Annotated in this window: 11 protein-coding genes; 4 read left to right on the top strand and 7 right to left on the bottom strand. The window is 45.1% G+C overall.

What is annotated here, in order from left to right; genetic code table 11:
• The first annotated feature begins 143 nt into the window (after positions 1 to 143).
• Complete coding sequence (gene lpcA / locus L3V31_RS05470; protein WP_237315119.1) at positions 144 to 719, top strand: D-sedoheptulose 7-phosphate isomerase; 576 nt, start codon at positions 144 to 146, stop codon at positions 717 to 719.
• A 57-nt stretch (positions 720 to 776) separates the two neighbouring features.
• A complete protein-coding gene (locus L3V31_RS05465) occupies positions 777 to 1622 on the top strand; it encodes a class II glutamine amidotransferase (RefSeq protein ID WP_237315118.1) in 846 nt (281 codons plus the stop codon).
• Between the two features lie 86 nt (positions 1623 to 1708).
• Here the strand turns inward: L3V31_RS05465 and L3V31_RS05460 are convergent, their stop codons facing one another.
• The 3 genes from L3V31_RS05460 to purM all read right to left on the bottom strand — a co-directional run bounded on the left by L3V31_RS05460 (position 1709) and on the right by purM (position 6185).
• A complete protein-coding gene (locus L3V31_RS05460; RefSeq protein ID WP_237315117.1) occupies positions 1709 to 3877 on the bottom strand; it encodes a TonB-dependent receptor in 2169 nt (722 codons plus the stop codon).
• Between the two features lie 342 nt (positions 3878 to 4219).
• A complete protein-coding gene (purN, locus tag L3V31_RS05455) occupies positions 4220 to 4858 on the bottom strand; it encodes a phosphoribosylglycinamide formyltransferase (RefSeq protein ID WP_237315116.1) in 639 nt (212 codons plus the stop codon).
• A gap of 286 nt (positions 4859 to 5144) precedes the next feature.
• Positions 5145 to 6185 (bottom strand): phosphoribosylformylglycinamidine cyclo-ligase, encoded by a 1041-nt coding sequence (gene purM / locus L3V31_RS05450; protein ID WP_237315115.1) that lies wholly within the window; start codon positions 6183 to 6185, stop codon positions 5145 to 5147.
• Between the two features lie 180 nt (positions 6186 to 6365).
• Between purM and upp the strand changes: the two genes are divergently transcribed.
• Positions 6366 to 6992: a uracil phosphoribosyltransferase gene (upp, locus tag L3V31_RS05445; protein WP_014232731.1), complete on the top strand. Its 627-nt coding sequence runs from the start codon at positions 6366 to 6368 to the stop codon at positions 6990 to 6992.
• Positions 6993 to 7084: 92 nt separating this feature from the next.
• Here upp and L3V31_RS05440 read toward each other — a convergent pair whose 3' ends face one another.
• Positions 7085 to 8338, bottom strand: a complete 1254-nt coding sequence (locus L3V31_RS05440; protein ID WP_237315114.1) for a uracil-xanthine permease family protein — start codon at positions 8336 to 8338, stop codon at positions 7085 to 7087.
• Between the two features lie 453 nt (positions 8339 to 8791).
• Here L3V31_RS05440 and L3V31_RS05435 point away from each other — a divergent pair, with 453 nt between their 5' ends.
• Complete coding sequence (locus L3V31_RS05435) at positions 8792 to 9991, top strand: DUF2066 domain-containing protein (protein WP_237315113.1); 1200 nt, start codon at positions 8792 to 8794, stop codon at positions 9989 to 9991.
• 73 nt (positions 9992 to 10064) lie between these two features.
• Here L3V31_RS05435 and L3V31_RS05430 read toward each other — a convergent pair whose 3' ends face one another.
• The 3 genes from L3V31_RS05430 to arsC are packed head-to-tail and all read right to left on the bottom strand — an operon-like array spanning position 10065 to position 11448.
• A complete protein-coding gene (locus tag L3V31_RS05430; protein ID WP_237315112.1) occupies positions 10065 to 10505 on the bottom strand; it encodes a DUF2069 domain-containing protein in 441 nt (146 codons plus the stop codon).
• 22 nt (positions 10506 to 10527) lie between these two features.
• Positions 10528 to 11097 carry an NAD(P)H:quinone oxidoreductase gene (gene wrbA, locus L3V31_RS05425; protein WP_237315111.1) on the bottom strand — a complete coding sequence of 190 codons (570 nt, stop codon included), beginning with the start codon at positions 11095 to 11097 and terminating at the stop codon, positions 10528 to 10530.
• On the bottom strand, positions 11098 to 11448 hold the full coding sequence (gene arsC, locus L3V31_RS05420) for an arsenate reductase (glutaredoxin) (protein WP_237315110.1): 351 nt from the start codon (positions 11446 to 11448) through the stop codon (positions 11098 to 11100).
• Positions 11449 to 11456: the final 8 nt, after the last annotated feature.

Here is an 11456-nt window from a genome sequence, read left to right as displayed (position 1 = left end):
TCTGTTGCTTCGCTATCGACACTAATTCTCGTTTGTGGGTAAACTCTCAGTAATGAAATGTCTGATACCAGATTGGTATCAGAACCATTTGCTGAGGTAATGTGGAAGCATACCGAGGGCCGACATAATAAAGAGAACGTCTTATGTACCAAGATCTGATTAAAAGTGAATTGAACGAAGCTGCTGAAGTGCTCAACAAATTTTTAAACGATGACCATAACATCGCTCAAATTGAAGCGGCTGCGAAAATGATTGCGGATTCTTTTAAGCAAGAGGGTAAGGTGCTTTCATGCGGTAACGGTGGTTCACACTGTGATGCAATGCACTTCGCTGAAGAATTGACGGGTCGTTACCGTGATAATCGACCGGGTTATGCAGGCATTGCGATTTCTGACCCAAGTCACCTTTCTTGTGTGAGTAACGACTTTGGTTACGACTTTGTTTTCTCTCGTTATGTTGAAGCGGTTGGTCGTAAAGGTGATGTACTGTTTGGTTTATCGACATCTGGTAACTCTGGCAATATTCTTAAAGCTATTGAAGCCGCGAAAGCAAAAGGCATCAAGACCATTGCACTGACAGGTAAAGACGGTGGTAAAATGGCAGGTCTGGCAGACGTTGAAATTCGTGTGCCTCACTTTGGCTATGCGGATCGTATTCAGGAAGTCCATATTAAGATTATTCACATCGTCATTCAGTTGATAGAAAAAGAGATGGAATAATTAACGCGGTAGTTTCTGTTTTCAGATTGGTATTTTAGGTAAGGAGTTCTTTAAACCATGTGTGAATTGCTCGGCATGAGCGCCAATGTTCCAACGGATATTTGTTTCAGCTTTACCGGGCTGATGCAGCGTGGAGGTCGAACTGGCCCTCATCGTGATGGTTGGGGAATCACTTTCTATGAAGGTAAAGGATTTCGGACGTTTAAAGATCCGAAGCCAAGCTGCGATTCAAAAATTGCAGAACTGGTTCAGAACTACCCAATTAAAAGCCGTGCTGTGGTCAGCCATATTCGACAGGCCAATCGTGGCGGAGTAAATTTAGAAAATACGCACCCATTTACACGTGAGTTGTGGGGTAAGTACTGGACATTTGCTCACAATGGTCAGTTGTCAGATTACCAGGATTTACATACAGGTCGGCACCGCCCGGTCGGTCAAACTGATAGTGAGCTGGCGTTTTGTTGGCTGTTAAAGCAAATGGAAGATCGATACCCAGAGCCTCCTGAAGATATGGAGTCGGTTTTTCGTTATGTTGCAAAGTGCTGTGATCAACTGAAAGAAAAGGGTGTATTTAATATGCTGCTGAGTGACGGTGAGTATGTTATGACGTATTGCACTAATCACCTGTATTGGATCACGCGACGAGCTCCATTCGGTAAAGCGGCATTACTGGATGAAGATGTTGAAATTAACTTCCAGGAAGAGACAACACCAAATGACGTTGTGTCTGTGATCGCGACTCAGCCACTGACTGGTAATGAAGCATGGCAGCGAATGAAGCCGGGCGAATATGGTCTGTTTCATTTAGGTGAATTGATTGATAGCAATGCAGCTGCGCTGGCAGATGTCGCTTTCGCACCAAAGAAAGTAGCAAGCCAGGCCCCGACGGAACCTCTTGAATAAAGCGGTAGTGTGAATACTCGTGAATAGCAGCAAGCCACCGATTACAGGTCGCTTGCTGCTTCGTTTGTTGCTCATTTAGGTGATGATTAAAACTCGTAGCGATAACCGACTTTTGCGCTCATTCCCCGTTCAGGGACAGTGTGTCGAAGGAAGGATTGGTGAGATCGTATTTCCTGATTGGTTACGTTATCCAGTGCAACAAAGAAATGGCTGGAAGTCGTCTCGTGAAGCTTTTCATAATCAAATCGCAGATTCAGCCTGTAACTGGACGCTGAAGGCATCTCATATTTAGCCACTTTATCCTGTTTTGCATAGTACATGTAATTTGCCGAAACAATCCAGTTCCCCTGAAGCCATCGAGCTTCAGCACCATACCTTGACACCGGCAGTCTAGGCAGGTAATCCCCAAGCAGCTGTCCCATGAAATACTCATCGATTTGTTCCATTGAAGCGCCTCCGATCATCAGCTCCATGAAATCCTGGCCTTTCGGGTATCGATATACAGGCTCATTGACGACTCGATCATATAGACCATTGAATGCCAGCAAGCCATAAGCGCCGAGGTCAAAGTCGTATGCGATATTAATTTCCGTACCATGGTTCTTAAAGTCGGCCTGACTCCACTGATAAACAGGGCTGTTGTCTCTTTGCATGCCTGTGAATCTGCGGTAGATGAAGTCCTCATAGTCATTTTGGTAATAGGTGGCGCTCAGCGATAAACGCCCTATATCCAACCCAGCAGATAACTCTTCACTGGTGTTTTTTTCCGTCTCTAGCAAAGAATTTCCCTGTTCTTCGATCTGCAGTGCTAAGTGGTTGTTACTGGCATAAAGTTCATTCTGACTTGGTGCCCGTTCAGCCCATGTTTTCCTTGCACTGAAAGATAAACCAAAAGGCAGCTGCCAAGACAAAGCGGCGGTATAGTTCTCAAGGTCAAATTCTCGGTCTTTAACCACAGCGCCAAGGCCACGACCTGGCTGATAATGGCTAAGGTCAGTTTTATAATCGATTGAATCGGCGCGGGCTCCGAGCTCCAGACTAATATTGTTGTAAGAAAAGACTTCCTGAGCGAAATAGGAGAATTTTGTGGTTTCTACCGATGGTAGAAAATTATCTATCCCAGAGGTATTTAACTCATTGTGGTAATGCTGTACCCCCCAGATCCCTCTGAGCCAATTGCCAGCACTGTGACCGATCTTTAGATTGGTATCTTCCGTCTCCACATTAAAGTGATTAATTTCCGTTGCTCCCATCCGTTCATGCTCGTTGGAATTGCTGAACTTATGATCCAACGTAACGCCATCAAAGAAAGGCGTCTCTAAGTCGACATTGCCATACAACTCTAATGCAAGGGTGTCAGAGTGAATTCGAATAGGCTCGACGGTGACATCCGCCCCAACTTTCGAATCAAGGTTCATAAATCCTGGAATGCCTCGTTCGCCATCACTATAAGACAAGGCAGCGCCAAACTGCACTGCGTCTTTGATAAGACTGGAACCAACAACGAGGTGGTTTTGATGAAAACTGGTGTTTTTTAATCTTCTGTCATAGGTTGGGGAAAACTCTGTGATGACTTGTTGATCCTCCGGTGTCACATCAACAGGTAGACCTTCAACGAAATCCCATTGCGGGTTAACATGCACCTGACAGCGTCCTTGTAATGGTGTGTCGCCAGCCAGCTTATCCCAGTCTCGGCAAACCTCATCCTTATTTTTCGATGGAATAAACATATCCCGACCTTTCCGATGCAGACCACTAACATTCCATGTGAGTGAATCAGAGTAACCTTTAACCTTAAACAATAATTCAGCGGGTGTATTATGCCCGCCGCTGGTTTGAAATGCTCCGCTGAACGTTTCCTCAGGTAAACTTTTTTGAATACGACCGTCATCAATGATAACCGCGCCAGCGATAGCATTATCCCCGTATAAAATAGAAGCGGACCCTTTGATCACTGTGATGCTCTCAGCAAAGAAAGGCTCGACATCGACTCTATGTTGCTCGCTGATAGAAGACATATCTGAGACGGTTGATGAATTGACCATGATTTGAACACGGTGTCCGCCAAGCCCTCGAATGATTGGTCGCGATGCTGTCGGGCCAAAGCTGGCTCCCTGAACGCCGGATATCTGTGAAAGCGTTTCCCCCAAGGTACTTGCTTGTTTCTCTTTCAGTTTCTGCCCGGACAAAGTCTCCGTTTCATACAACGATAGTTCAGGTTGCGTCGTGTTTACCAGCTCCCCAATGACAGTCATCGTCTCCGAGTTATTTGCCCATAACAGGGGGCTGATTAAGAATAAAACGCTAAATTGGTATCTCATTATTGAATACATCTCTACTACTGCTGATATAGTTTTATGTTATAACATAACAATTGTGTATTGGACATAACAATGGTGTGATAAACATGATAATTTTCAGCTAGATAGATATTTATCAGGAGAGTCAGACGAGCGAGTCTTCAGAAGGCTAAGTCAATTGATGTTTACTTTGTAGAATTCTGTTAGAGGAATACAGTGGGGGACGGATGCGTTGAGAGAGAGTCGCTGAGGGGGCATATCAGCTCCTGTCGAAGCTGATATGAGGCATAAACAGTCTTATTCGTCAGCGTAGCCAGAAGCGCCAAGCTCTTTGCCGTCTAACCAAGCTTTGCCGTCTTGCATCTTCAGCCTATCTTCAACCAGCCATTTGGTGACGATTGGATAGATGGTGTGTTCTTGAGTTTGAACACGAGCGGCAAGGATATCCGCATCATCATCTTCAAATACAGGCACTTTTGCCTGCAGAACAACCGGACCACCGTCTAGCTCTTCTGTTACGAAGTGAACACTGGTGCCGTGCTCTTTATCTTGAGCGTCAATCGCACGTTGGTGAGTGTGCAACCCAGGGTATTTTGGTAGCAGGGAAGGGTGAATATTGATCATCTTACCCATGTAATGTTGCACAAACTCGCTGCTGAGAATGCGCATGTAACCCGCAAGAATGACTGCATCAGGCTGGTATTGGTCGATCTGTTTCATCAGTTCTGCATCAAATGCTTCACGTGACTCAAATGCCTTTGGGTCGACAAAATGGCCTGCAACATTAAATTGCTTCGCGCGCTCTAATCCGTAAGCGTCCGCTTTATTTGAGAAAACGGCAGCGACTTGCGCGTTAGGCATATTCGCGTCACACGCTTCCAGTATCGCTTGTAGGTTACTGCCACTACCAGAAATTAGGACCACTATATTTTTCATGATGTTGAGACTGCCTTACTAATGTAGATTTTATAAATTATACCAATCACAGTAAGTGTTCAGAAATAGCGAGGAAAAATGCTTGAGAACAAGGCAGGATTTTTCGATAAGTAGTTATTCTACAATCAAAAATTCTAACGCAGCTATCGAGTATTTTAACAAGCTAGAATGACCAGTTATTTACTACGATTGGTATTACCTACTATTTAAATAGTTTTCGAGTTCCAGATAGCAAAATGAGGACATAGCGTCCTCATCTTTTTACTTTTTGAGCAAGAATCGCAAGTTATTTGATTTCAACTTGTTCTTCATTTGCTTCCGCTTGAGCGATTTCACCGATCACCCATGCGTTTTCGCCTTCTTCTTGCAGAAGTGCAACCGCTGCTTCTGCTTGATCTTTAGGAAGAGCAACGATTAGGCCAACACCACAGTTAAATGTACGGTACATTTCGTGTGTTTCTACGTTTCCTTTCTTTTGTAGCCATTGGAAAATTACTGGCCATTCCCAGCTCTTACCGTCGATCAATGCTTTAGTGCCTTCAGGTAGAACGCGAGGGATATTTTCCCAGAAACCACCACCAGTGATGTGAGAAATTGCATGAATGTCGTGCTTCTCAATCATTTTAAGTGCTGATTTGATGTAAATCTTTGTTGGTTCTAGAAGATGCTCACCGATAGTGCGACCTTCTAGTACTTCGTTTTTGTCTGCGCCAGATACTTCAAGGATCTTGCGAACCAAAGAGTAACCGTTTGAGTGAGGGCCGCTTGAGCCGACAGCGATTAGCGCATCACCTGCCGCTACTTTCGTACCGTCGATGACTTCTTCTTTTTCTACAACGCCAACACAGAAGCCCGCAACGTCGTAGTCTTCACCTTCGTACATGCCTGGCATTTCAGCAGTTTCGCCACCGATTAGGGCACAACCTGCTTGCACACAGCCGTCTGCGATACCAGAAACAACGTCCGCTGCTGTATCGACATCTAGCTTGCCTGTCGCGTAGTAATCTAGGAAGAACAATGGCTCTGCGCCTTGCACGATAAGATCGTTTACACACATCGCAACCAAGTCGATACCGATAGTGTCGTGCTTGTTCATACCCAGTGCGAGGCGAAGTTTTGTACCTACACCGTCAGTACCAGAAACCAATACAGGTTGTTTGTATTTCGTCGGCAATTCGCATAAAGCGCCAAAACCACCGATACCACCCATCACTTCAGGGCGACGAGTACGTTTTACCGCACCTTTAATACGATCTACAAGCGCGTTGCCTGCATCAATATCAACACCAGCGTCTTTATAGCTAAGAGAAGAGTTATTACCACTCACAGGGAAGTCCTCGGTATTTAAGTTGGATATGAAAACGGCGCTATTCTACCAGTGCTTAAATACAGATAGCAAACGTTTGCGTCAGTTTTTTTCTTTAGTGATATATCCTGATTTACCAGTGGAAATAATGTATAATCTGAAGGTTTGTTTAAATATTGCCAACTATAGCCGGAGATGGACATGAAAGTTGTTGAAGTAAAACACCCTCTAGTAAAACATAAAATTGGTCTAATGAGAGAAGGTGACATCAGCACAAAACGTTTTCGTGAGTTAGCGACCGAAGTCGGTAGCCTACTTACTTATGAAGCGACAGCAGACTTTGAAACAGAGAAAGTTACTATCGAAGGTTGGAATGGTCCAGTAGAAGTTGACCAGATTAAAGGTAAGAAAGTAACCGTCGTGCCAATCTTACGCGCAGGTCTAGGTATGATGGATGGTGTTCTTGAGCATATGCCAAGTGCACGTATCAGTGTGGTAGGTATCTACCGTGATGAAGAGACGCTTGAGCCAGTACCTTACTTTAACAAGCTTGCTTCTAACATTGATGAGCGTATCGCACTTGTTGTTGACCCAATGTTGGCTACTGGCGGCTCTATGATCGCGACGATCGACCTTTTGAAAGAAAAAGGTTGTAACCAGATTAAAGTTCTTGTTTTGGTAGCGGCACCTGAAGGCATCGAAGCGCTAGAAAAAGCACACCCAGATGTTGAGCTATACACAGCGGCAATCGACGAGAAACTAAACGATAAAGGTTACATCGTTCCTGGTCTTGGTGATGCGGGTGACAAGATTTTCGGTACTAAATAAGCGTATAAAATAACGCAGAATCAGTTCTGAACAAAATCAAAGGCTTGGTATTTACCAAGCCTTTTTTGTATGTGTCGAATTGAACCAGCGAATTAGTTCGCTTTTTCTTCTTCGATCTGAGCGTTATCTACAACATGGTTTTCGCCTAGATCGTGAGGAAGCACTAGGTTAAGAATGATTGCCACGATACCGCATAGGCTAACGCCTTGTAGGCTGAATTCACCAATACCGAAAGCCATGCCGCCAATACCGAATACTAGAGTAACGGCAACGATAACTAGGTTACGAGACTTGTGGAGATCAACGTGGTTTTTGATCAGCGTGTTCAGGCCTACGGTTGCGATAGAACCAAACAGTAGGATCATGATACCACCCATTACAGGAACTGGGATGGTTTGAAGAATAGCGCCTAGCTTACCCACCAAAGCCAGAACAATAGCGGTCACTGCTGCCCATGTCATGATTTTCGGGTTGAATGCCTTAGTTAGCATTACTGCACCAGTGACTTCACTGTAGGTTGTATTTGGTGGCGCGCCGACCATTGCCGCTGCCATCGTCGCTACCCCGTCACCCGCGATAGTGCGGTGTAGACCTGGCTTTTTAAGGTAATCTTTGCCCGTCACGTTAGAAATGGCCAGCATATCACCTACGTGCTCGACTGCTGGTGCGATAGCAACCGGAATCATAAACAGAATCGCGTTGATGTTGAACTCAGGCGTGGTGAAGTTTGGCATTGCCAGCCACGCAGCTTGAGCAACTGGAGTAAAGTCGACCACACCATAGGCGAGAGATACAGAGTAACCAGCTAAAATACCACCAACAATTGGTACTAGCTTCAGGAAGCCTTTCGCAAACACACTCAGTGCAATAGTCGTTAGTAGTGAAACGGCAGAGATAATGAACGCTGCATCGCCATTGATCAATTGAACTGCACCATCGCCAGTTTTACCAATCGCCATATTCACTGCGGTTGGAGCTAAGCCTAGGCCGATAACCATAATCACTGGACCTACAACCACAGGTGGCAGAATCTTATGAATAAATCCTACGCCACGCACTTTGATCGCCGCGCCTAGGGCCACATACACCATACCTGCTGCCATTAAGCCACCCATTGTTGCACCAATACCCCAAGTTTGGATACCGAACATAATAGGAGCAATAAACGCGAAAGAAGAGGCAAGGAAAATTGGGACTGAACGTTTAGTGATTAATTGGAAGAGGAGGGTACCGACACCGGCGCCGAAGAGTGCTACGTTTGGATCGAGGCCAGTCAGAAGTGGCACGAGAACCAAAGCACCAAAAGCGACAAAGAGCATCTGAGCGCCTTGTAACGCATTTTTCATAATCATTTCCTATTTAAAGATACGCAGACAAATTCGGCGAATAATATCACTCGGCAAACGTTTGCGGCAATGACCAGATCAAATTTTTCGATGATTTTAACTGGCTAAAATAGGCTTTTAGAGCAGTTTTCTTAGAAAAGTGCCTGTTTTACGAGCTAAAGTGCATATTTGTTAGAGGAACCACAAAGTAAAGGATGTAATTGTGTGCTGATCATATCGTCTGGCTTAATGTTGAAAATGGGTATTTTGGTTTATCTAGGCCTCCGGGGGACTCACTTTTTGTATACGCATATAGATTGATAAAAATAAGGACGACTTGTTAACCTACCCTGAATACTGTGCCGCAAATGGCGTAAGTCGGTCAAATTTCAAGCTATTTACCTATAGCTCGCCTTGCTCAAGGTTTGATAGTTGCTTATTATGCTTTCTCTTATTTAGAGGAAATTGAAAACTATGCGCTATTTAGCTCTTATACTGATAGGTTGGTTGTCCCTGCCCGTTTACGCATTAACGCAGGTAGATATCTATCGTGCTGAAGTGGTTATCGACAGTGAGCAAAACAACGGCGAGTCTTTGGCTCGTGAACAAGGTATGAAAGAGGTGATTGTTCGAGCGACTGGTTCTCAATCTTCTTTAAGTAACCCTGTTATTCAAAAGGCGTTGGGCTCAAGCTCACGTTACATTTCTCAACTTGGCTACGGTCAGGTTGACGGCAAACCAAGTTTGAATATGCGCTTCAGCAGTGGTCAGATTCATTCTCTTTTGACGCAAGCACAGCTGCCATCGTGGTCGCCTCATCGCGCAAATATTCTCGTCTGGGCGATTGAAGAGCAAGCGTATGAACGTACCATTGCTTGGGAGCATTCAGACTCACCGCAGGTTTCTGCATTGCGCGTCGCAGCGGAAACACGAGGCCTACCGATTACTGTCCCTGTGGGTGACTTTGATGATGTTACCGGTGTTGATGTCTCTGACCTATGGGGCGGATTTGTTGAACCAATAGCAAAGGCTAGTCAACGTTACCCTGTTGATGCAGTACTGGTACTTAAAGCTCAGGGCGATCAAATTCGCTGGACGTTATATGACCAATCACCATCTGCGATTCTTGTATCGCAGCGCTCTCCTAGTAGTGGGGCGGCGTCAGGTGTGAATGCGATGGCAGAAGTGGTCGATGAGATTACTGACTATTACGCAGGTAAGAGTGCCGTGGTTATGTCGGGCGAGTCTTCTGATGGGGTCACGATGAAAGTGGTCAACATCCATTCAGCGAAAGATTTTTTCCATTTAGAAAGTGCGTTAAAGAAGCTTAACTCAGTTGCTGGCACTGAAGTTAAGCGAGTTCAGGGGGATGAACTGACGCTTAAACTTCACCTATTGGCTTCTAAAGAGGCGTTTGAAAAAGAAGCGTCATCGATTTCGCAATTAGGTGAGTACCAAGAGCCAGTAACGCTAGTGGAAGAAGTCGCGACTTTACAGTCTGCTCAAGAGCCAATGCAGACAGAATTGGTAGAGGAAGAGCTACCATTGGCTTCAGATGTTGTGACCGCTGACGTGTCAGTTGAGGAAGTGAACGAATCTGAGCCTGTCGTGGTCCAGCCGGTACAAGAGCAGTATGATGTCATTTATGAATGGGCTGAGGGTCAACGTTCATAGAAGAATAGGATGCTAACGTTTTTAAACAAAAAGAGTCGCAAATTGCGACTCTTTTTTTGTTTAATCATAGGCCTTATTTGTTGAACTTCGTTTTTTCTTCTTTCTCCACTTGGGATAAGCGTTTGAGTTTGAGGCCCAACTCTTTGCCTCTTGCTCTCGCAAACAGAATGTTGCCAAAAAAGCCCAACGTGGTCAGCAGGAGCTCGACTGCTGCAAGCCAACGTTCTCCACCATCAACATATAAGATGGTTAATGCATGAAGAAAGTACAGCATTAACACAAAGTTTGCCCAAGCGTGAGTATAGGGTTTTCCTGCTAATATGCCTGGTAAAGGGAGTAATAACGGAATACACCATGCAATCGCTAGCGTTGTACTGTTTAAGTGAGGGTGAGGAGACAGCGCGAGTTGCCAAATCGCTACCCAAGCCAGTAAAGCCAAGTTGCCAAACAAAGCCAAATAACGATAGCTTTTCGTTTTTGCACTAAGTGCCGGTTGGTCAAAAGATTCAGACATCGATTTACTATCCTTGAATTTACTAACGGTCTTTCAGCTTTATGGCTGCAGTTGCCAGTCGTTTACCCAATTTCTGTGCCAGGCGAGCCTCATCATTTGTGAGAGTTGGCTCTTTGCCGACACTGCTCGCGCCATACGGTGTACCACCTGACTGAGTTAAGTGCAGCTCTGGCTCTGCATAAGGAATTCCCAATAACATCATCCCGTGATGCAACAATGGAGTCATCATGCTTTGTAGTGTGGTTTCCTGACCACCATGCATCGAAGAGGATGAGGTAAATACACACGCTGGCTTATCGATTAAGTCTCCGCTTACCCACAAAGGTGTGGTTTGATCCCAGAAGTGCTTTAACGGCGCTGCCATGTTGCCAAACCAGACGGGACTGCCAAATGCAAGGCCATCGCATTTTTTCAGCTCTTCTAGAGTAACAATTGGATCGGAAGGGGTATGTGAGTGAGGAGACAATTCTTCAACAGTACGCAAAATTGCTTCGCATTGAGGAGTCGACTCGACTCCCCTTGCTATCTGTCTTGCCAGCTGTTTTGTTGCGCCGTGGCGACTGAAGTACAAAATAAGGATCTGGCAATCCATTTATAGAATATCCAACACTTGCTCTGGTGGGCGACCGATTTTCGCTTTGCCATTTGCTACAACAACAGGACGCTCAAACAGTTTTGGATTTTGTGCCATTGCTTCGAACAGTTGTTCGTCACTGACTGACGCGTCACCTAAGCCTAGCTCTTTGTAATCGGCTTCTTTGGTACGCATCATGTCACGAACAGTCGAGAATCCTAGTTGAGCGTAGAGTGCTTTTAGCTCTTCCACAGTAAGTGGATTCTCCAAATATTTTACGACTTCTGGTGTAACACCATTTTGTTCGAGTAGTTCAAGGGTTTGACGGCTCTTTGAGCAACGAGGGTTGTGATAAATCACGACTGACATGGTTTTCT

It is taken from the genome of Vibrio sp. J1-1, from assembly GCF_021728395.1.
Lineage (GTDB): Bacteria > Pseudomonadota > Gammaproteobacteria > Enterobacterales > Vibrionaceae > Vibrio.
The sequence above is the reverse complement of the archived record's forward strand: the minus strand, read 5'-3'. Positions and strand labels throughout refer to the sequence as shown.

What these genes read in the sequence shown, in the direction of transcription:
- L3V31_RS05435 (WP_237315113.1), top strand. Translation starts at nt 8,792, where the DNA reads ATGCGCTATTTAGCTCTTATACTGATAGGTTGGTTGTCCCTGCCCGTT.
- lpcA (WP_237315119.1), top strand. Translation starts at nt 144, where the DNA reads ATGTACCAAGATCTGATTAAAAGTGAATTGAACGAAGCTGCTGAAGTG.
- L3V31_RS05440 (WP_237315114.1), bottom strand. Translation starts at nt 8,338, where the DNA reads ATGAAAAATGCGTTACAAGGCGCTCAGATGCTCTTTGTCGCTTTTGGT.
- wrbA (WP_237315111.1), bottom strand. Translation starts at nt 11,097, where the DNA reads ATGGATTGCCAGATCCTTATTTTGTACTTCAGTCGCCACGGCGCAACA.
- arsC (WP_237315110.1), bottom strand. Translation starts at nt 11,448, where the DNA reads ATGTCAGTCGTGATTTATCACAACCCTCGTTGCTCAAAGAGCCGTCAA.
- L3V31_RS05460 (WP_237315117.1), bottom strand. Translation starts at nt 3,877, where the DNA reads ATGACTGTCATTGGGGAGCTGGTAAACACGACGCAACCTGAACTATCG.
- L3V31_RS05465 (WP_237315118.1), top strand. Translation starts at nt 777, where the DNA reads ATGTGTGAATTGCTCGGCATGAGCGCCAATGTTCCAACGGATATTTGT.
- purN (WP_237315116.1), bottom strand. Translation starts at nt 4,858, where the DNA reads ATGAAAAATATAGTGGTCCTAATTTCTGGTAGTGGCAGTAACCTACAA.
- upp (WP_014232731.1), top strand. Translation starts at nt 6,366, where the DNA reads ATGAAAGTTGTTGAAGTAAAACACCCTCTAGTAAAACATAAAATTGGT.
- L3V31_RS05430 (WP_237315112.1), bottom strand. Translation starts at nt 10,505, where the DNA reads ATGTCTGAATCTTTTGACCAACCGGCACTTAGTGCAAAAACGAAAAGC.